This window comes from Salinimicrobium oceani (genome assembly GCF_012037645.1).
Genome location: NZ_JAAVJR010000009.1, coordinates 40,771 through 62,805 on the forward strand (window position 1 = coordinate 40,771; position 22,035 = coordinate 62,805).

Genomic DNA, 22,035 nt, shown 5'->3' on the forward strand with positions numbered 1-22,035 from the left:
TCTAGAATTGGTAAACAATAGCATTAATGTTCATCCCTGCGCCAACACTGGCAAGGATTACAACATCACCTTTATTAATGCTCTGATCTTCCATTTTTCCTTTAAGAATAAGATCCAGCAGAGTTGGTACAGTAGCGACCGAACTATTCCCGAGTTTTTCAATGGTCATAGGCATAACTCCTTCGGGAGGAGTAGTCTGGTAAAGTCTGTAGAACCTTTTAATAATAGCCTCGTCCATTTTTTCATTGGCCTGGTGGATAAGGATCTTTTTCACATCTTCAATATTTTTTCCACTCTTCTCCAAACAGGATTTCATAGCATCTGGCACACGGCTTAGAGCAAATTCATAAATCTTGCGGCCGTGCATTTTGATGTAACGCCGGGAATCATTTTTTTCCCGATTATTAGATTTGCCAAAGAAAATAAAATTTGCTTCTTCAAATGTGTAGGAAGCCGTTTCATGTGCGAGAATTCCTCCTTCTTCCTCGGTGGCCTCAACGATCACTGCCCCGGCACCATCTGAATAGATCATGGAGTCCCGGTCATGCTTATCAACAACTCTCGACAGGGTTTCAGATCCAATTACAAGGCACTTCTTGGCGAGACCACTTTGAATAAAAGCTTTTGCCTGGATCACCGCTTCGACCCACCCGGGGCAGCCAAAGAGAATATCATAGGCTACACAACGTGGATTCTTGATGCGGAGCTTGTGTTTTACGCGTGCGGCAAGACTGGGCACTGTATCACTCTGTACATCGTTATGCAGTACATCGCCGTAATTATGAGCGACGATAAGATAATCCAGCTCCTCTGGATCAATCCCGGCATCTTCAATGGCTGTATTGGCAGCCAGATAAGCAATGTCAGAATTGTTCAATTCGGAATGGATGTATCTTCTTTCTGCAATCCCGGTGATGGCCTTGAATTTTTCAATGATCACCGAATTTGATTGTTCAAAAGAAGAACCATCTTCATACAAAAATTCGTGCTCCTGAAAGTCCGAATTTTTTTCTACTTGATTTGGGATGTAACTTCCTACCCCGGTAATTTTTATGCTCATTCTGTGTCTGTTAAACGATCGACATCTTCCAAAATTAGTAAATGTATACCCGGTTTTCCCACATTTTTCACGTTAAAATTTGAGATTTGCGGCATCCTCAATAGAAGGATGCAATAACTCGCATATAATTAAAAATTGTCCTAAAATGAGGTTCTAAGTTAAGAAGATGTTAAAGGTGCGGACTCGGCAAAAACAAAATGTCCGAAGAGATAAGCCTTCGGACATTAAATTTAATCCTCCATATATTCCTCAATAGGAGCACAGGTACAAATGAGGTTTCTGTCTCCAAAGGCTTCGTCCACTCGCCTTATGGAAGGCCAGAACTTGTTCTCTGCAAGGTAAGTTAATGGATAAGCAGCCTTTTCACGGGAATATGGAAAATCCCATTCGTTTGCTGTAAGCATTCCTAAAGTATGGGGAGAGTTCTTAAGCACGTTATTAGGTTCATCTACAGTTGCTTCGTCGATTTCCTTTCTAATCGAGATCAATGCGTCACAAAATCTGTCAAGTTCTGCTTTGCTTTCACTTTCTGTAGGTTCGATCATTAAAGTTCCTGCGACTGGGAAAGATACCGTTGGTGCATGGAATCCGTAATCGATCAATCTCTTAGCAATGTCTGTAACTTCTATTCCTTTAGCTTTAAAGGGGCGACAATCCACGATCATTTCATGTGCAGCTCGTCCTCGTTCTCCACTGTAAAGGGTTTTATAATGTTCCCCGATCCTGGCTTTAATATAATTTGCATTTAAAATGGCAAATTGCGTAGACCTTTTAAGACCCTCTGCTCCCAGCATTTTGATATATCCATAGGAAATAAGGCAAACCAGAGCCGAGCCCCAGGGCGCTGCAGAAATTGCGGTAATTGCTTCCTCGCCACCTGTCTTCACAACCGGATTTCCTGGTAAGAAGGGAACAAGCTGTTTGGCCACACATATTGGGCCAACTCCAGGGCCTCCGCCTCCATGAGGAATGGCAAAGGTCTTATGCAGGTTAAGGTGACAAACGTCTGCGCCAATTGCTCCCGGACTGGTAAGACCAACCTGGGCGTTCATGTTCGCGCCGTCCATGTATACCTGCCCGCCGAATTCATGAATAATATCTATAATTTCAATAATGGCAGATTCAAATACCCCGTGTGTAGAAGGATAAGTCACCATTAAAGCTGCAAGATTGTCCTTGTGCTTCAGGGCTTTTTCTCTTAGATCATCTACATCAATATTTCCAGATTCTGTTGACTTGGTTACAACTACTTTCATTCCTGCCATTACTGCCGATGCCGGATTAGTTCCGTGGGCAGAGGAAGGAATAAGGCAGATATTTCGATGCGATTCTCCTCTTGATTCATGGTAAGCACGAATGACCATAAGACCCGCATATTCTCCCTGGGCACCAGAATTAGGCTGAAGTGAAGTTCCCGCAAAACCGGTTATTTCATTTAGTTGTTCTTCCAGTCTTTTTAGAACGATCTGGTAACCTTCTGCCTGCTCAACAGGTGCAAAAGGGTGAATATTCCCCCACTGCGGATAACTGATTGGCAGCATTTCGGCAGCGGCATTCAGCTTCATAGTGCAGGAACCAAGAGAGATCATGGAATGATTAAGCGAAAGATCCTTGCGTTCCAGTTTCTTGATGTATCGCATCAATTCTGTTTCTGAATGATACGAGTTAAAAACCTCATTTTTCAGAAACTCCGTTTTACGTTCTACTGAAGCCGGAATATGATTATTTTCTGAAAGCTTTGAAGCAGTGATGGCCTCTTTACCTACAGCTTCAGCAAAAATTGCCAGAATTGTATTAACATCATCCAGGTTTACAGTTTCATTGAGAGAAATTGCAACAACATCTGAAGCCGGATAATAAAAGTTCACCTCATTTCTTTCAGCAATGGGTTTGATCTTAGCGGCATCGGCCTGGATCAAAACAGTGTCGAAGAAAGAAGAGTTGAGTTGAGAGTAACCGAGTTTTTCCACATTTTCGGCAACTGTGGCCGCGAGGCTATGGACTCTGTTTGCGATAAATTTTAAACCGCGTGGGCCGTGGTAGACAGCGTACATTCCGGCCATTACAGCCAGAAGAACCTGGGCAGTACAAATGTTGGAAGTGGCTTTATCTCTCTTAATGTGCTGCTCCCTTGTTTGCAGCGCCATTCTTAGGGCAAAATTTCCGTCGGTATCTTTAGTGACACCAATGATCCTTCCTGGAATGCTGCGTTTGTATTCTTCACGAGTCGCAAAATATGCCGCATGCGGACCACCGTAGCCAAGAGGTATTCCAAATCTTTGGGTGGTTCCCACAACAACGTCAACCCCAAATTCTCCCGGAGCACGAAGTTTTACAAGACTTAGAATATCTGCAGCAACTGCAGTTTTTATATTATTTTCTTTTGCTTTGGCAACGAACCGGGAGTAATCATACACATGTCCCATACGGCCGGGATACTGAAGAAATGCCCCGAAGAATTCCGAAGAAAAATCGAATTCCTCATGATCGCCTATTACCAGCTCGATCCCTAAAGGAATAGCGCGGGTTTCCAGGACATCAATGGTTTGAGGAAGTACAAGTTCAGAAACAAAGAATTTCTTTACGTCCTGTTTCTTCTGGTCACGATCTCTCACCTCATATAGAAGTGACATGGCCTCGGCTGCTGCCGTAGCTTCGTCAAGGAGAGAAGCATTGGCAAGTTCCATTCCGGTCAAATCGGCAACAACAGTCTGGAAATTCAGTAATGCCTCCAGTCTTCCCTGCGCAATCTCTGCCTGGTAAGGAGTATAAGCCGTATACCATCCCGGATTTTCCAGAATATTTCTCTGGATCACCGGCGGAGTGATAGATTGATGATAACCAAGACCTATGTATGTTCTAAAAACTTTATTTTTGGCAGCCAGGCTAATGCTATGGGCAAGATATTCATGCTCACTCATGGCAGGGGCAAGCTCTAGATCTTTTTTCAGGCGGATGTCGTCCGGCAGAGTTTCGTAAATTAATTGATCTATAGAATCAACTCCAACCGTCTCTAACATGTCCTGAAGATCATGTTCCCGGGGGCCTATATGACGTGAGGCAAAAGAATAAGTATTCATTAAATAAAAGTTGTGTTTCGTGGGGCGAAATTACGGAATTTCAACCTAATTTTTCATGATTTAAAAGAGCAAGATTTGTTAAGTTTTATAAGCCTGTTTTCAACACTATGACCCTTGTGAGGAAGCTTCTGGATTTCTACGTGAACAGTAGTGTACACGTATCTTTGGCAGTGGTTGCCCTGAGTCTGGTCACGGCATTGCACTTCGAGGCTAAGGTTCAAATAAGCCTGCTCTTTTTTACCTTTTTTGGAACGGCAACGGGTTATAATTTCGTGAAGTATGCCGGGGTCGCCAAACTTCATCATCGCAGTCTCGCATCTGGTCTTAAAATGATTCAGGTATTTTCTTTCTTCTGCTTTCTTGGGCTTCTTGCTACTGCATTTCTTGTTTCCGAAGAGGTTCTTTGCTGGACCCTTGGCCTTGGCCTGCTCACCTTGCTTTATGCACTGCCCGTTTTTAGCAACCGCCGCAATCTCAGAAGTTTTTCAGGATTGAAAATTTTCATTATTGCGCTTGTGTGGACTGGAGTTACAGTAATACTCCCGTTATTACCTCTCAAAAATGTCATTTTTGAAGACCTTTTTTTTGAATGCTTTCAACGATTTCTACTCGTGCTTGTCTTAATACTGCCTTTTGAAATTAGGGATTTAAAGTATGACCTGGAGCAACTTGGAACTATTCCACAACGAGTAGGAATTACCGCTACAAAGGTCCTTGGGCTGGGTCTTCTTCTTGTGATCATTGGCCTGGAATTTTTTAAGACCACTGCTACAATAGAATCTGAATTTGCAATTGGATGTATGGCTGTGATCACTGCCGTTTTTGTATGGAGATCAAAAGAGAATCAAAGCCAATATTTTGCCGCACTTTGGGTAGAAGCTATTCCTATACTATGGCTGGCGATGTTGTGGGTGCTGCTAAGCGCTTGAATTTTCATTTTTTATAACCTCCTTAAATTGCTCTTTTTGGGTCGAAGAGCAGGATCTTAATTCGGCCTTTTTTAGCAGGTCTGTAAGTTTTTTATTGCTTTGGTGATATGCCTTACAGGTATTACAAAAAAATAGATGAAGCTTAAGTCTCAACTTTTCCTGAAGATTTGCCTCCTTATATTCGGCTTTGGTACAAAGGCTGGCTGCCTCTGCACAACTTAACTTCATTATTGATATTCCTTTCATGTTTAGAACCAGTTTTTCTCCAGGCACTTTGCCAGAGATGTTCTGGCTCTGTGAATGATCACCCAAAGGTTAGACGGACTTATATTAAATTCATTACAAATGGTATCGGTATCTATACCATCAATAGTTTTCATTTTAAAGATCGCTGCCTGCTTTTCATTGAGCTGGTCAAGGCATTCCAGAATTGCTAATCCCAATTCCCTGTTTTCCATCCGGTCTTCGGCAGTCATGTCTGAGAGGTCTGCAACTCGTTCCTCCAGCCAGTCGCCTTCTTTTTCGCTATCGGGGAAATTCATCTTTACCTCCGCCTGGCCTTTGGAAGAATTGATCTTTCTATAATGGTCAATGATCTTCCTTTTAAGTATGGAGATGAGCCAGGTTCTTTCTGATGCTTCGCCTTTAAAATTCTTCATGGATTTTAATCCTGCCAAAAAAGTTTCAGAAACAAGATCGTTTGCCACCTCCCGATCATTTACTCTGGAGATGCTGTAGTTGAACAGGTAGTCTGCATAGCGGTCAACCCATTTATCTGGATTCAGGCTCTCTTTCATCTGTGGCAGTTGGCGTCACTCAAAAATAGGAAAAGATTTAGTTAATACTTTCTCAAGTTTCACTAAAGCTTTTCCTTTCCCTGCGGAAGGAGCAAAGTCCCAGACGGTCAATTCTTCGGAAGTAAACCTGCGCGTCTCAGTAAGGCTTCCGGGGCAGCTTCTCTCCCTCTGAAGCGTTTGTACAGCACCAAAGGATGCTCTGTGCCTCCCTGTGAAAGAACGGTATCCCTAAATTTTCGAGCTGTTTCACTGTCAAAAATGCCATTTTCAGTAAAGAATTCAAACGCATCGGCATCCAGAACTTCAGCCCATTTGTACGAGTAATAACCAGCAGCATAGCCACCCTGGAAAATATGTGAGAAAGAGGTGCTCATGCAGTTTTCCTTAACTTCAGGATAAAGCTGCGTTGATTCAAAAGCTTTCTCTTCATGGGCCTTCACATCTTCAATTCCTGAAGGATCCTGCCCATGCCAGCTCATATCGAGCATTCCGAAGCTTAGTTGCCTTAAAGTAGCCATACCCTCATGAAAGGTAGCCGATTCTTTGATCTTTTGAATGAGTTCATCTGGAATCACTTCGCCGGTCTCAAAATGTTTGGCAAAGAGTTTAAGTGCTTCCTTCTCATAGCACCAGTTTTCCAGTACCTGACTCGGTAATTCGACGAAATCCCAGTAAACATTGGTCCCCGAAGTGCTTGGATAAGTAGTATTTGCGAGCATCCCGTGGAGGGCATGACCAAATTCGTGAAAAAGCGTAGTGACTTCATTGAAAGTGAGAAGAGATGGTTCCTCGTCTGTAGGTTTCGTAAAATTACAAACAATAGATATGTGCGGGCGCTCGTCCTGCCCATTCTGCCGGTATTGAGATTTATAAGAGGTCATCCAGGCGCCACCGCGTTTTCCTTCCCGAGGATGGAAGTCGGCATAAAATAAAGCGATCTCCTTCCCGTCTTCATTAGTCACGGTATAAGTGGTTACTTCAGGATGATAAACTTCTACCTCAAAAACCTGCTGAAATTTTAGGCCGTACAGTTTTTCTGCCACTAAGAACACACCGTTGATCACGTTATTGAGCTCAAAATATGGTTTCAGCTGCTCGTCGTCGAAATCAAAAAGTTTTTGTTTCAGTTTTTCAGAGTAATAAGCTGCATCCCATTTTTGCAGCTGGTCGATCTGGTCCAGATCTCTGGCAAAAGCTTCTAATTCTTTAAATTCCTTTTCGGCCGCAGGCTTTGCCTTTTCCAGAAGCTCCTCCATAAAAGAATTTACTTTTTCGGGGGTTTCTGCCATTCGCTCCTCCAGTTTATAATGTGCGTAAGTGGGGTAGCCTAGTAGATTAGCTTTTTGGTGGCGTAATTTTACTATTTGAAGAACGTTCTCTCTATTGTCCAATTGATCTCCATGGAAACCCTTTGCGCCAAAAGCAATGGCCAGCTCTTTTCGCAACTCCCTTTTTTTTGCATACTTCATAAAAGGAATATAGCTGGGATAATGAAGATTGAAGATCCAGCCTTCTTTGTTTTTTTCTTTGGCCAGCATCCTGGCTGCAGTTTTTACTCCTTTGGGTAAGCCTTCCAGGTCCCTCTCATTTGTAATATGGAGTTCGTATTTATTGGTCTCTGCAAGGACATTTTCTCCAAAATTGAGGCTCAAAGCTGCAAGTTTTTTATCCAATGCCCTCAATTCCTGCTTTTGTTCTGCGCTGAGGTTTGCTCCATTACGCGTGAACATTTTGTACTTTTTATCAAGCAGTGTTTGTTGCTCAACGTTTAGGTCTAGGGCATCCTTTGTAAGGTAAACTTCTTTTACTCTCTTAAAAAGCTCAGCATTTTGAATGACGTCGTTCTTGAAATCTGTAAGTGCAGGAGAGATCTCCTGTGCCAGCTTCTGGATCTCATCATTCGTTTCGGCTGAATTTATGTTAAAGAAAATACTTGTAATGCGATCAAGCTTTTCTCCCGCAAATTCCAGCTTTTCAATAGTGTTTTCAAAAGTTGGAGCTTCAGTTGCAGCGGTGATCTCTGCGATATCTTTTCGGGCGAGTTCAATGGCTTGCTCAATTGCAGGTTTATAGTGTTCCGTTTTTATCTTCATGAAAGGAGCAGTATCGAACGGCTCCAAAAGTGGATTTCCCTGTTTCATATTCTATTTTATTTTGCCTGAAATCGAAGTTATTTAACTGAATATTTAGAAAAGATTGGGATAATTCTAAAATTCTTCTTTACTTCACATTTCGAAAAACATTAAAGACAGTAGCTTTTAGGTTTTTGATTAATATATTTAGAATGGTTAATAAATACTATTAAAACAACAAAATGCTACTTCAAAGCCACGCGAGAGCGTGGCTTTACTTTTTTATATTCTTTGCGCCTTCTTCTACTTTTTGCTTCAGGCTTTCTTTGTAATCTACAACTTTTTGAAGTATTTCAGGGGAAGAGCTGCCAAGAATTTGGGCAGCGAGAATGCCTGCATTTTTCGCACCATTCAGAGCAACTGTGGCTACAGGTACTCCTCCTGGCATTTGCAAAATGGAGAGTACAGAATCCCAGCCATCTATGGAATTACTCGACTTAACGGGTACTCCAATTACAGGTAATGGCGAAAGAGAAGCGATCATTCCCGGGAGATGCGCTGCGCCGCCAGCACCTGCAATGATGACACTGATGTCCCGTAAATGCGCATTCTTACCGTAATCAAAGAGCTTATCGGGGGTGCGGTGGGCAGAAACTATGTCGACTTCAGTTTCAATTCCAAAAGTTGCCAGGATGTCAATTGCTTCCTGCATTACCGGCAAATCGCTGGTGCTGCCCATAATAATTCCGATTTTACTCATATTTCAAGATTTAAACCTCAAAGCTTGTTCAAAGCTTTGAGGCCTGTTTGATCATTTACTAATTACTCTAATGGTCTTTTTAACTTCTTCGGCGATCTTTCTCGCTTCAGCAAGATTGGCATTTACAATGGTAACATGGCCCATTTTTCTAAAAGGGCGGGTGATCTTTTTTCCGTAGATGTGAGGAGTCACTCCTTTGAGTTGAAGAATCGCAGTAATATTTTCATACACCACCTCACCTGTAAAACCTTCTTCGCCAACAAGATTCACCATCACTCCGCCCACCTTACTTTCGGTGGCTCCCAGGGGCAGGTCGAGAATAGCTCTCAAATGCTGCTCAAATTGGTTGGTGTATGCGCCTTCAATGCTGTAATGCCCGCTGTTGTGCGGTCTCGGTGCTACTTCGTTCACCAAAATTTCATCTTCGTGGGTCTGAAACATTTCTACCGCCAGCAACCCGACATGTTCATAAGCTTCGGAAACTTTTTCGGCCACTTTTCGGGCTTTTTCTGCTACTGAATTTTCAATACGGGCCGGACAGATCACATACTCTACCTGATTGGCCTCCGGATGAAATTCCATCTCCACCACGGGATAAGTTTTTACCTCTCCTGAAGGATTTCGTGCCACGATTACCGCTAATTCATTCTTGAACGGTATCAGGGTTTCTGCTATACAGGGCGTTTCGGGTAAATTTTCGGCTGTTTCGGTGGTTCTAACCACTGAGACTCCCTTTCCGTCGTAGCCACCTTGAGTGCTCTTCCAAACTAAAGGAAGTGAAATTTCACCTTTTTGAAGACCTTCCAAAAATGCCTTTTTTGAAGGGTATTTTTGGTAAGCAGCAGTTGGTATGTCATGACTTTGGTAAAAATCCTTCTGCACACCCTTATTTTGAATATGCCTCAAGGTCTTTGAAGAAGGAAAAACTTTTTTGCCTTCCTGTTCCAATTGCTCGAGTGCTTCTATGTTAACGCCTTCAATTTCAAAAGTAAGGACATCGGCTTTTCTTCCGAAGTTGACAACTGTTTCAAAATTCATGAGGTCGCCCTGAACAAATTCGTCACAGGAAATGCGGCAGGGAGCTTCAGCACTAGGATCGAGAACAAGAGTTCTAATGTCGTATTTACGAGTTTCATAAAGCAGCATTTTTCCTAATTGGCCTCCACCCAGAATTCCGAGAGTGAAATTTGAAGAAAAGTAGTTGGTCATTTCTGCGGTATTTCAGCAAAAATAATTTTAAAATTCTGAAATGCCGCAAGATTCATTTAGAAATGCGCAGGGAGCACCTTTCGAGTTGATTGGAATATGTATCTTTGCTTCCCAAAAATATTTTTGTTTTGGTACAATTACACGATCTACAATTTACACCTTTTATATCTGAAGAAGAGATCAACACAGGCATTGAAAAAGTGGCTGCGCAGATCAATGTCGAATTCGGAGATAAAAATCCTGTTTTTCTAGGAGTTTTAAACGGCGCATTTCTTTTTGCGGCCGAATTAATAAAAAGGTTCAAGGGAGATTGTGAAGTGAATTTTGTGAAACTGAGTTCATACGAAGGCACGGGTACCACTGGAAATGTTGAGTCACTTATGGGCTTAACAGCGCCTTTAAAAGGCCGGAATGTGGTGGTGATAGAAGATATTGTCGATACTGGAAATACTTTGGAGAGTATTGACAGGATTCTGAAGAAAGAAGAAGTGAACCAGTATAAGATCGCGACCTTGTTTTACAAGCCTGCATCTTATAAAAAAGATCTGCATATTGATTATGTAGGCATGGAAATTCCTAATGACTTCATTGTAGGATACGGATTAGATTACAACGGGCTGGGAAGAAATCTTACCCAGGTGTATAAACTTAAAAAGAGTAAAATGACCAATTTAGTGCTGTTTGGACCTCCCGGAGCAGGAAAAGGGACCCAGGCAACCATTCTTAAAGATCACTATAATCTCAAACATATTTCTACAGGAGACGTTTTTAGGTTCAATATTAAAAATGAAACCGATTTAGGAAAACTGGCTAAAGCCTACATGGATAAAGGTCAGTTGGTGCCCGATACCGTGACTATAGAAATGCTGAAGGCAGAAGTGCGTCAGGCTTCCGAAGGAAATGGGTTCATCTTTGACGGTTTTCCCCGTACCGTTGCACAGGCCGAAGCGCTTGAGGAATTTTTAAATGAGGAAGGAACACAAGTGAGCGCTATGATCGCACTTGAAGTAGATGATGAAATTCTTGTGCAACGTTTACTGGAACGCGGAAAGACTTCTGGAAGACCAGATGATGCTAATGAGCTGGTAATTCGCAAGCGAATCAAGGTTTATTACGAAGAAACTGCTATCTTAAAGCAGTTTTACCTGAAAGAAGATAAATATTATGGCGTAGACGGGGTTGGATCCATTCAGGAGATCACCAGCCGTTTAAAAGAAGTTATAGACCAACTGGTTTAAATTCACTTCTTCTCCCGATTAAAAGAAAAATATGACTGAAGGAAATTTTGTTGATTACGTGAAGATCCATGTCTCTTCCGGAAATGGAGGAAAGGGATCTGCCCACTTACACAGGGAAAAATATGTGGCTAAGGGTGGACCAGATGGTGGCGACGGTGGTCGCGGAGGTCACGTGATCCTTAAAGGCAATAAAAATCTTTGGACATTATTCCATTTGAAATTTAAACGCCATATCAAAGCTGGTCATGGAGAACATGGGAGCAAGCAAAGAAGTACTGGCGCCGATGGGGAAGATCAATACATAGATGTTCCCCTGGGAACTGTTATTCGAGATACGGAAACTCAACAGATCCTGCACGAGATCACAGAAGATGGCCAGGAAATCGTGGTAGCTGAAGGTGGGAAGGGAGGCCTGGGTAACTGGCACTTTAAATCTTCTACAAATCAGACTCCACGCTATGCGCAACCTGGCATTCCTGGAGAGGAACACGACATCACTCTTGAATTAAAGATCTTAGCTGATGTAGGACTGGTTGGTTTTCCAAATGCTGGTAAATCCACTTTACTTTCTGTGATCACAGCTGCCAAGCCTAAGATTGCAGATTATGAGTTTACCACCCTAAAACCAAACCTGGGGATTGTAGAATACCGCGATTTCAAAACTTTTGTAGTAGCCGATATTCCTGGAATCATTGAAGGAGCTGCTGAAGGCAAAGGAATTGGACATCGTTTCTTAAGACATATAGAACGTAATTCCACGCTGTTGTTTCTTATTCCGGCAGATGCCAAAAACATTAAAAAACAATACGAGATCCTTGTTGATGAGTTAAGAAGGTATAATCCAGAAATGCTCGATAAAGACAGGCTTGTAGCGATTTCCAAAAGTGATATGCTTGACCGGGAATTAAAGGACGAGCTGAAGGCTGAGCTAGATCAGGACCTGGATACTCCATATCTTTTTATTTCTTCTGTAGCCCAACAGGGCCTTACTGAGCTAAAGGATAAGCTCTGGGAAATGCTCAACAGGGAGGCTGTTTAATTCATGTTAATCTCTCAGTTATGAGCTGTGTTTTCTCTAAATTTAGGAAAAACACCTCATATGAAGATCCTAAAAATCCTTTGTCTGATCCTATTTTGCGCCTCCTGCAATAGCACGAGAGCTGTATATGATTATGATGAACAGGCAAATTTCCCGTCTTACAAGTCTATTGGAATTTACCCCGAATTACGGTCGGGACTAAGTCAGCTGGATGAAGATCGGCTGTTGAAGAGCGTTGAAAAAATTCTTTCTGAAAGAGAACTTTTTGCATCCTCCTCTCCTGACCTTTACCTCAATATTTATACCGAACAATATCAGGAACAAAGCAGGAATACATTAGGTGTTGGTGTGGGTGGTACTGGTAGAAATGTTGGGGTGGGAGTGAGCGGAGGAATCCCTCTTGGAGGCCCTGAGACCTTCTTACGTCTTACCTTCGATCTAATTGATGTTTCTACAGATGCCTTAGTGTGGCAGGCAGTGGTGGACAGCAAATTTAATTTTAATGCATCTCCAGAGGAGCGCCAAAATCGCTTTGATAAAATCGTAAAAGAAGCATTAAATGCCTACCCTCCAAAAAGGTGATTTCAAATTACTTTTTTTGGAAAATAAAAAGGCCCCGATTCCTCGGGGCCTTTTCTTGGTTGGTTAGCTAGCAGCATCTGCTCGAGGAGCAGATCACTGGTTAGTTTCCTGTAGATTCCTCAGGGGTTGTGGTATTTGTTCCACCAGTAACCTCTGTAAATTCACTTCTTCTGTTTCTTGCATATTGCTCGTTTGTACAGCCCGTTGGTTTTGTACAATCGTTAAGAGGTTTGGTCTCCCCAAATCCAATCGCAGTAAGTCTGCTTCTGTCGATTCCTTTATTAACTAGGTACTCAAGAGTTGCTTCAGCTCTTCTTTGAGAAAGTTTCATGTTATAGGAATCGCTTCCGCGGGCATCCGCATGAGAACCTATCTCGATCCTAAGAGTAGGGAAGTTCTTCATGATCTCCGCTACCTTGTTTAGAGTTGGTTCAGATTCAGCCTTAATTGTAGCTTTATCAAAATCAAAATAGATGTTACCTACACCGGCAATTTGTCTTCTTCCTGTGTCGGGGTTGATCTCGCTAATTTCTTTTGGAAGTACCGGAGGTGTATACTCTTCTCTTGAGAAGGCGTAAAGATTGTCAGAACCTCTTCTGTTGGAAGCAAGGTATCCTTTTTCTTCTCCTTCTTTTAATACAAAGGCGAAATCATCAAACTCACTGTTAATGGTATTACCTAAGTTTTGAGCCATTCCAAAAGTACCATTATTCTGTTCACTCTTGAAGATATCAAGATTTCCAAAACCTACATGCCCATCTGAAGTAAAGTAAAGCGTACCATCATTGGCGATGTATGGGAATTGCTCACGATTTGCTGTGTTCACATTGGACCCAAGATTCACAGGTTCTCCAAAAGTACCATCTTCATTTACAGCTACACTGTAGATATCGAATGAACCTAATGAGCCAGGCATATCACTTGCAAAATAAAGTGTTGAGCCATCTGCACTCAAAGTAGGATGTTCTGTAGAGAATTGGTCACTGGTAAAAGGTAAAGCTTCAATATTTGTCCATTGACCATCGACTAGTTCTGCACGATAGATTCTAATAGTTGCTACAGGAACTTCAGACCATTCTACTTTCACTCTCCTGGAGTTAGTACGATCAAAGTACATGGTTTTACCGTCTCTTGAAAAGGCGGCAGAACTCTCGTGAGTATCGGTATTGATCTTGTCATTGAAAAGTGCAATGTTGCTTAATTTTCCTTCATCATCAATATCGGCCACGTAAAGATCCAAATATGGTTTTTTATTCCACGCATAGATAGGTCTGTCCTGGTTACGGGTAGAAGCGAAAACAATGCGATCTCCCATAAAGGTAATTCCGAAATCGGATGATGCAGCATTTTGCATTACCTGATTTGTAGTGTACGTATGAGATACTGTAGTATCCATTTTAGTAGACCACTCTTCGAAATTCACTTCTTTTCCGAGGTATTCGCTTAGGTATTTATCTGCTTCTTCATGTTCTCCTGTTGCGCGAAGGGCATGGGCAAACCTGAATTTATATTCGGGTGCAATGTTGCCTTCATTTCTTAGGAATAGCAGTCTGTAAGTTTCAGCCGCATTGCCCATTCTGTTTGTAAAGAAATAGGAATCGGCAAGATTTTGTAGCACTTTCTGATCCTTATCCTGTACCAAACGGTATTCTTCAGAAGCATCCATAAAGGCTCTTTGGTTAAAGAGCCTATCGGCTTTTTTTATCTGTGAACTCTGGGCAAAAGCCGAGAATCCAACAAGGATCGTGAAAAGTATGGTATAAAGTTTTTTCATGTGTCTTAGGTTTTAGAAGAATCTTGGGGATACGTTATAACCTTTAGAAAGGCCTAGCAGGTCGAGGTCAAATAAAACCATGATCTCGTGAGTACCATCGTTAAAATCACCCAGGTTTCCTGTGGTATAATCATAAGCATAACCAATACGAAGCTCTGGCGTTACTCTGAAATTCACGAGCCCACTCACAGTTTCATCAAAACGGTATGCAACTCCAGCTTCAAAACGATTGTATAGAAGGAAGTTTGCTGTTACATCAACTGAAAGCGGAGCCCCCTCTACGGCACGTGCCATAAAAGCAGGTTTTAACTTCAGGTTTGGGTTAAGGTCGAATACATACCCTCCAGTTAGGAAGTAGTGGATATTTTCCTCTCCCAGACGCGCAAGTCCGGTTTCGTTTTCAAGGTGCTTAGAAGTAAAAATGTTTGGAGCAGAAAGACCAAGATAGTATTTGTCACCAAACCAGTAGGCACCTACACCGAAGTTAGGAAATGCTTCACTGATGTTCTGCATCGCAGGATCATTTGGAGTGGCTGTTCTAAGTTTTGAAAGATCTGCATCAAAGAAGGTAACTCCGGCTTTTACTCCAAAAGATAATTTTGAAGTTTCAGACACAGGGAGTACATAGGCTACATCTGCATAAAGGTTATTTTCTTTAACGATATCGCCAATCTCGTCATGAACAATAGAGATACCAGCTTCCAGCCTCTCACTAAGCCCAGTATGGGCAAAGAAGTTTGCTGTTTCTGGAGCTCCGTCCAATCCGGCCCATTGGTTCCTGTAGAGGCCACCAACGTTTAGCATGCCCAGATCATCTATTGCATAAGCGGGATTGATCACGCTCATGTTATACATATACTGAGTATACATTGGATCTTGTTGTGCATTACCCTTTAGTGAAAAAAGGGTAATACAAACAACTGTAAAAATTTTTATAAATGAATTTCTCATGTGTTTCGAATATTTCAAAATTATCTGCTTAAGTACAATCTACCTTGAGTAGGTGCGGTTTGTCCGTCGTTGAAATACAGGATGTAAAAATAGACACCTGCAGGTAGTACTCCGCTTCCTAAAGATCCTTCAGTTGAAACTCCATCCCAACCAGGATTTTCTCCTTTTCCTACAAACACTGGTTCTCCCCATCTATTGTAGATCTCAAGTCTGTGGTTTGGATATTCTGAAGAAACGTTAGCTATAACAAACGTATCGTTCATCTGGTCTCCATTAGGAGAGAAGGCTTCAGGTATCACTATTTCACAAACTTCAAGAGTAACAGTTACTGGAAGCCTTTCAGAACTTTCACATCCAGAGGTTGCATCTGTAGATGCCGCGTAGTATGTGGTGTTGTTCTGTAGTACAGTCGACTGAGGAACGGTTTGAGTTCCTGTTGCCGTAGAGTACCAGGTGATACTTCCTGTTCCAGTGATATTCTCCTGAAGGTCGGCAATTGTAGCGCCGTCAAATTCACAGAAAACATTTCCGTTAGTAGAAAGAGTAGGAGCATCACTATCTGAAAGTGTTACAGTTATAGTGGCTGCATCTTCAGACTCACATCCTGCAGCGTTGGTTTGAGTAACGTAATATGTTCCTTCAACCAATACTTCTGTTTCTGCTACTGGAGTGTCTCTTTCTTCATCTGAGAATACTGTAAAGGTGTTTCCTTCCTCAACAGTGATATCAAGATCGGCAACGGTAGCAGCTTCAACAACACATCCATCAAAGTTGGAAACGGTTGGAGTGGCTGGGTTATCATCTACTGTGATCGTATATCTTGCTGTGCTTGTTCCCTCACAAGTCCCTGACGCAGTCACTGTATACTCTATCTCAAATTCTCCAGTTTCAGAAGGGGTGAATAATCCATCTGTTAATCCTTCAAAACTACCAGTACCAGATACTCCGTCAGGAAGGAAATCAAAAAGGTTTTGCTCACCTTCAGAAATACAGAAAGAAAGCTCAACATCTGTTCCTGCGCTAGGTGCCTCAGTAAAAGAGATAGTAATAACCGCTGAGTCTGCAGGGCATACGTCGTTAGTACTTTCAACTCTATATGTGTAGGTTCCAGGTGCGTCTTCAGCAGGGTTGAACATAGTAGTTCCACTTGCAAGTGCGGGAGTAAAGGTTCCGCCTGCATCTGGGGCTCCTAAAATTGAAGGTTTTATAAAAGATACCAGGTCCACAACATCTCCATTCGCACAAAAGGTGACCTGCGTGGTAGCTCCTGCATTAGGTGAATCATCAAGCGTTACTGTAACACCATCTCTGTTTTCACAGGTTCCATTCGCATTTCCTGCAAAATAGGTTTCTCCATCTACCAGTACTGTTGTGGATGGTAGAGCCTCATTACTATCAGCGGTGGCATACCAAACAGCATTAGCAGGTAAAAGATCAGATACTCTGGGGCGTCTAAAGTTATTACCAGTTTCAATGGATTCACAGAAAGCTTGTTCTGACTGAGTCACTTCAGGACATTCAACAACTGTTGAGGCGACAATAGTCACAGTAGCTGTGTCTGTACATCCATTAGCTGTAATAGAATAGGTGAATGATCCCGGTGTGTCTGAAGTAGGGTCGAAAGTACCATCACCTGTGTTCCATGTTCCCCCGGTGTCACCATCAAGTTCTGCTAAAAGATCAATAATTGAATCATCACGGTCTTCTAGATTAATTGTAAGACTTGCACCTGCGTATGCTGCTTCTGTAACGTTGACATAAACTGTCGTGTCGTCTGAAGGACAGTCGTCATTTCCTTCTACATTGTACTTGAATGTATAAGATCCCGTTCCCCATTCTGCCGGATCAAAAATATGATCCTCCAATACTCTTTGATCACCTCTTGTAAAATAACCAGTAGTTTGAGGTGCACCTAAAAGAGAAGGTTGAATTCTGGAAACAAGATTAAAATTTGTTGCATTAGAACATACATTTATAGTTGTTGTGCTTCCAGCATTAGGAGTGTCAAAAATCTCCACAGTAACAGAATCTCTGTTTTCACAATCTCCTGTAGAATTTCCAGCAAAATAATCTTCTCCGTCAACTAGGGTAGTTGTTGAAGGAAGTGGTTCTGAAGAATTCGCAGTTGCAAACCAGGTAGCATTAGCTGGTTGCAGATCTGAAACATTTGGTTGTCTAAAGTTATTACCCTCTCCAATTGAAGCGCAAAATCTTTGTTCTGGCTCTGTAACTACAGGACAATTTTCGGCTGAGGATGCAATGATCCTAACAGTTGCAGTATCAGTACAACCATTGGCTGTGATGGAATAAGTGAATGAAGCTGGGGTTTCATCGGAGCTTGGATCAAATGTTCCATTTCCTGCATTCCAGTTTCCTCCTGTATCTCCTCCAAGTTCAGCTAATAAATCAATAACTGAATCATCACGATCTTCCAAATTAATTGTAAGACTAGTACCCGCATTTGGTGTTGCTGCAACATTCACGTATACAGTGGTATCGTCAGTAGGACAATCATCGTTTCCTTCTACGATGTACTTAAAAGTGAAAGATCCTGCTTCCCATTCTGCCGGATCAAAAATGTGATCTTCTAAGACTCTTTGGCCGCCGCGTGTAAAATATCCGGATTCTTGAGGTGCTCCTAATTGAGATGGACGTATCCTGTCAAATAGATTAAATTCAGGTGCATTTGAGCAGACATTAACAGTGGTTGTTGCTCCGGCGTTAGGAGTGTCAAAAATTTCTACTGTTACAGAAGCTCTGTTTGTACAATTTCCATCTGGATTTCCTGCGTAATAAACAGCGCCATTAGAAAGTAAGGTATTTGGGTCTAAGGCTTCAGTTCCATCTACGGTTGAATACCAGGTGGCAGTTGTAGGATCAAGGTTCTTCACTCTAGGTCGATCAAAATTGTTGCCTTCTCCAATCGAAGCACAAAATCTCTGTGTTGGTTCAAATACCTCAGGGCAATCTTCTTGCATTGCAAATATTGCAACAGTTGCACTTGAGGTACATCCATTGTCAGATGTTACGGAATAAGTAAATGAAGCAGGAGTGGCATCATTTGTTGGATCAAAGGTTCCATCTCCTGTGTCCCATGTTCCACCTATTGGATTTCCAAGTTCTGCTAAAAGATCAATAACTGAATCATCTCGATCTTCGAGATAAATAGTTACACCTTCCCCTGCATCAGGAGATTGCAAGATTTCAACATCAATGGTGGCAGAATCAACACAACCAGTTTCTCCATCAGCCACCGTATAAGTGTAAGAAAAAGAACCGACACCGTTAGGTTGGTAAAGCTGAGATCGAGCTAAGATAGCAGCTCCCAACGATTCCAAATCGTAGGTTTCAACTACTGGTGTAAGATTATCGTCAAATGTACCATTTTGGTCCCTTCCACTTAGGTAAGCAGAAAATTCATTAATGAGGGTCTGAGAATTTTCTAATTCGGCAGAACAAATTTCTTCATTAATGTCGGCGCCTGCATTCGGACCATCAAGAACAGTGACTGTTATCTGTGAGGTATCAGTTGGGCAGTCAGCATTTCCTTCTACTGTATATGTAAAAGTGTAAGATCCTGGTTCATAATCTGCAGGATTGAACTGATTAGTTCCCGAAGAAAGAGCTGGACTGAAATAACCAGTTTGGTCTGGCGCTCCTAATTGAGAATCATTTATCTCATCAACAAGGTTAACAGGTGCGTCATTTTCACAGAAAGAAACTTGAGTCGTACTTCCTGCATTTGGGGTCGGGAAGAAGTCTGCCGTCACAACTAGCACCTCACACTCTTGAGATCCTCTTTGGTAGTATTGAGCTCCGTCAACTAATTCTGTATTGGGATCAAGAGCTGTGGTGAATGTGTCATCAGCATACCAATCTCCGGCAGGAGATAAATCCTGAACTTCTGGTTTTCTAAAGTTATTACCTTCTCCAATTGATTCACAGAAACGTTGAGTTTCTTCAATAAGTGGACTATTAACTGTTACTGTTACCGCAAACCTATCCTGACTTTCACAAGGGGGCTGGGTGGAGCCGGTGCGGTTGACTATTTGACTTACAAAGTAAGTTTCTCCGTCCACCAAAGGACTAGATGAAGAAAGAGCAGGATTTGATGTTGCTGTGCTGTACCATCTGAAAGCCTGTGTATTAGCGCTTGTGGCCTGGGCCTGAAGATCAGCTACTGTAGCTCCGGAGCAGAATGTCTGAACTGCATCTGCGGTAGGTGCTACAGCTAATACCGGGGAATACTGAATAGCTACACGAGTAGAAGGGCAGCTAGGACTAGCATCAGGATCCCTTTGTCCCACATAATAATTCATTCCGGCTACTAATTCTTCAGTAGAAGCTAATGCAGTTCCGGAAAATTCCTCTGTAAAAACTTCAAGAATATAATCTGGACTGTCAGGATCAACAGTGTTGATAAGGTCCTGGACAGTACTCACGTCACTTGTACTATATTCACAAGGTTGGAAAAATGATCCGAAGGCAGGAGTTGGAGCTCCAAGATTAATTACTGTTACAGCTACCGCTTGTCTTGAATCACAAGTTCCAGAAACGTTTCCTGCATAATAAGTGGAATTTTCCAGAAGTTCATTAGCAGGTATTGGGTTAGTTGCTGTGGAATTCCTATACCAGGCAATATCATCCCCATTTGCCGTTGCTTGTAGATCAGCAACAGTTGCAAGGTAACAGACGGTTTGTTGATTTCCCGCTGTACCAGCGTCTTCATCTACTACAGTTGGGCAATTTTGCCCATAAGTGTAAGTTCCGCTAAATAAAAATAAGGCAAAAAAGAATAATGGTATTCCATTTTTACCCAGAGTAAAAATTCGCATAGGCTCAAAGTGTTAAATTAAATCGATTTTCATTAAAGGTTTTTTCGGTTCAAATATAAATTAAACATTCATATTAAAACTTAAACTCCTGTTAAGTATGGAGTCCAAGGGGGCGCAGCGCAGAGGCTGTATAATTCGTTGAAGTAGGGAGCGTTAAAAGTACAATTTTTTTGTTAATAAAACATTTTTAGGATTTTTTTTACATCTGAATTGTTAAACATGTCTTTCGTCGGAAAGATTTACTCACAGTTGGACCTATTAGTTTACTTTTTGTTACAAATTTTTCCTTCTTTTTTTTAAGTTTCCGTAAACCGCCTTCTGCATAAAATTTATCTTTACTAAAAATTTTAAAATGCACATACATTTTATCGCCATAGGAGGCAGTGCTATGCACAACTTAGCATTAGCTCTGCACCAAAAAGGATATAAGATTACGGGAAGCGATGACATGATCTATGAACCCTCCAGGTCCAGACTCGCTAAAAATGATTTACTGCCAAAAGAGTTTGGATGGTTTCCTGAAAAAATAAGCACTGCTGTCGATGCCGTAATTTTAGGAATGCATGCGCGTGAAGATAATCCCGAGCTACTTGCAGCAAAAGCAATCGGGATTCCTATATTTTCATATCCAGAATTTCTTTTTGAACAATCAAAAGAAAAGACAAGAGTGGTCATAGGGGGCTCCCATGGAAAAACCACCGTTACTTCCATGATACTACATGTAATGCATTATCATCAGAGAGAGGTAGACTTCATGGTAGGAGCACAGCTAGAAGGCTTCGATACTATGGTGAAGCTTACAGAAGATAATGATTTTGTGGTATTGGAAGGAGATGAGTATTTGTCATCACCTATAGACCGCAGGCCAAAATTCCACCTCTACAAGCCTAACATTGCACTGTTAACAGGTGTAGCCTGGGATCACATAAATGTATTTCCAACCTTCGAGGAGTACCTTGATCAGTTCAGGATCTTCATCGATTCCATTGTAAAAGGGGGAATACTAGTATATAACGAAGAAGATCCACATCTTAAAAAGTTAGTTGAAGAGACCAGCAATACGATTAGAAAGCATCCATATAAGACGCCCGATTTTCATGTGGAAAGTGAAAAGACCTTTTTGAACACACCAGAGGGGGACATGCCAGTTGCAGTTTTTGGAGCTCATAATCTCCAAAACCTTGCTGGTGCAAAATGGATTTGTCAGCACATGGGTATAGATGAAGAGGATTTCTATGAAGCTATTGCTTCTTTTAAAGGAGCCTCTAAAAGGCTTGAAAAAATTGCAGAATCTAACCAAACTGTGGTCTATAAAGATTTTGCGCATAGTCCTTCGAAAGTGAAAGCAACTACACAGGCGGTAAAGGAGCAATATCCAACCAAGAAATTTCTTGCCTGCCTTGAGTTGCACACATATAGTAGTTTAAATGCCGAATTTCTTAAGGAATATAAGGATGCTCTTGCTGCCGCAGATAAGGCAGTTGTTTTCTTTTCTCCTGAAGCTGTTGAGAATAAAAGACTGGATCCTATAAGCAGGGAGCAAATTTTCGACTGCTTCAATAGGGAAGATTTGATAGTTCATACAAATTCCGAAGATTTTCAAAATTTTCTAAAAGAGCAGGAATATGACAACCAAGTGGTACTGCTCATGAGTAGCGGAAATTACGGAGGATTGAATTTTGATGAAATTAAGGAATGGCTGAAGTGAT

General features: G+C 41.8%; 14 protein-coding genes. 5 read left to right on the plus strand and 9 right to left on the minus strand.

Translation table 11 applies throughout. The features are described from left to right. Position 1 precedes the first annotated feature (1 nt). The gene (locus HC175_RS13450) at positions 2-1,060 is read right to left on the minus strand and encodes a 3-oxoacyl-ACP synthase III family protein (RefSeq protein WP_168139023.1); all 1,059 of its coding nucleotides are present in this window, start codon (positions 1,058-1,060) and stop codon (positions 2-4) included. A 230-nt stretch (positions 1,061-1,290) separates the two neighbouring features. After that, the gene (gcvP, locus tag HC175_RS13455; RefSeq protein ID WP_168139024.1) at positions 1,291-4,140 is read right to left on the minus strand and encodes an aminomethyl-transferring glycine dehydrogenase; all 2,850 of its coding nucleotides are present in this window, start codon (positions 4,138-4,140) and stop codon (positions 1,291-1,293) included. A 107-nt stretch (positions 4,141-4,247) separates the two neighbouring features. Between gcvP and HC175_RS13460 the strand changes: the two genes are divergently transcribed. Beyond that, positions 4,248-5,069, plus strand: coding sequence for a UbiA prenyltransferase family protein (locus tag HC175_RS13460; protein WP_235942621.1), 822 nt, complete (start codon positions 4,248-4,250; stop codon positions 5,067-5,069). A 248-nt stretch (positions 5,070-5,317) separates the two neighbouring features. On the opposite strand, the gene HC175_RS13465 is transcribed toward HC175_RS13460, so the two are convergent. The 4 genes from HC175_RS13465 to HC175_RS13480 all read right to left on the minus strand — a co-directional run bounded on the left by HC175_RS13465 (position 5,318) and on the right by HC175_RS13480 (position 9,907). Continuing rightward, on the minus strand, positions 5,318-5,866 hold the full coding sequence (locus HC175_RS13465; RefSeq protein WP_168139025.1) for a sigma-70 family RNA polymerase sigma factor: 549 nt from the start codon (positions 5,864-5,866) through the stop codon (positions 5,318-5,320). A 107-nt stretch (positions 5,867-5,973) separates the two neighbouring features. Then, positions 5,974-8,007 (minus strand): M3 family metallopeptidase, encoded by a 2,034-nt coding sequence (locus HC175_RS13470; protein ID WP_168139026.1) that lies wholly within the window; start codon positions 8,005-8,007, stop codon positions 5,974-5,976. Positions 8,008-8,212: 205 nt separating this feature from the next. Further along, the gene (gene purE / locus HC175_RS13475) at positions 8,213-8,698 is read right to left on the minus strand and encodes a 5-(carboxyamino)imidazole ribonucleotide mutase (RefSeq protein ID WP_168139027.1); all 486 of its coding nucleotides are present in this window, start codon (positions 8,696-8,698) and stop codon (positions 8,213-8,215) included. Positions 8,699-8,749: 51 nt separating this feature from the next. Then, positions 8,750-9,907 (minus strand): 5-(carboxyamino)imidazole ribonucleotide synthase, encoded by a 1,158-nt coding sequence (locus HC175_RS13480; RefSeq protein WP_168139028.1) that lies wholly within the window; start codon positions 9,905-9,907, stop codon positions 8,750-8,752. Between the two features lie 128 nt (positions 9,908-10,035). Here HC175_RS13480 and HC175_RS13485 point away from each other — a divergent pair, with 128 nt between their 5' ends. The 3 genes from HC175_RS13485 to HC175_RS13495 are packed head-to-tail and all read left to right on the plus strand — an operon-like array spanning position 10,036 to position 12,766. Beyond that, complete coding sequence (locus tag HC175_RS13485) at positions 10,036-11,145, plus strand: adenylate kinase (protein ID WP_168139029.1); 1,110 nt, start codon at positions 10,036-10,038, stop codon at positions 11,143-11,145. A gap of 31 nt (positions 11,146-11,176) precedes the next feature. Further along, positions 11,177-12,184, plus strand: a complete 1,008-nt coding sequence (gene obgE / locus HC175_RS13490) for a GTPase ObgE (RefSeq protein ID WP_168139030.1) — start codon at positions 11,177-11,179, stop codon at positions 12,182-12,184. Between the two features lie 60 nt (positions 12,185-12,244). Next, positions 12,245-12,766 (plus strand): DUF4136 domain-containing protein, encoded by a 522-nt coding sequence (locus HC175_RS13495; RefSeq protein WP_168139031.1) that lies wholly within the window; start codon positions 12,245-12,247, stop codon positions 12,764-12,766. 100 nt (positions 12,767-12,866) lie between these two features. On the opposite strand, the gene HC175_RS13500 is transcribed toward HC175_RS13495, so the two are convergent. The 3 genes from HC175_RS13500 to HC175_RS13510 are packed head-to-tail and all read right to left on the minus strand — an operon-like array spanning position 12,867 to position 20,326. Next, entirely contained in the window at positions 12,867-14,540 is a 1,674-nt protein-coding gene (locus HC175_RS13500) for an OmpA family protein (RefSeq protein WP_168139032.1), read from the minus strand. A 12-nt stretch (positions 14,541-14,552) separates the two neighbouring features. Further along, positions 14,553-15,491 (minus strand): PorP/SprF family type IX secretion system membrane protein, encoded by a 939-nt coding sequence (locus HC175_RS13505; protein WP_168139033.1) that lies wholly within the window; start codon positions 15,489-15,491, stop codon positions 14,553-14,555. 20 nt (positions 15,492-15,511) lie between these two features. After that, the gene (locus HC175_RS13510; protein WP_168139034.1) at positions 15,512-20,326 is read right to left on the minus strand and encodes a T9SS type B sorting domain-containing protein; all 4,815 of its coding nucleotides are present in this window, start codon (positions 20,324-20,326) and stop codon (positions 15,512-15,514) included. 352 nt (positions 20,327-20,678) lie between these two features. Between HC175_RS13510 and HC175_RS13515 the strand changes: the two genes are divergently transcribed. Further along, positions 20,679-22,034 (plus strand): UDP-N-acetylmuramate--L-alanine ligase, encoded by a 1,356-nt coding sequence (locus HC175_RS13515; RefSeq protein WP_168139035.1) that lies wholly within the window; start codon positions 20,679-20,681, stop codon positions 22,032-22,034. The last annotated feature ends 1 nt before the right edge of the window (position 22,035 follow it).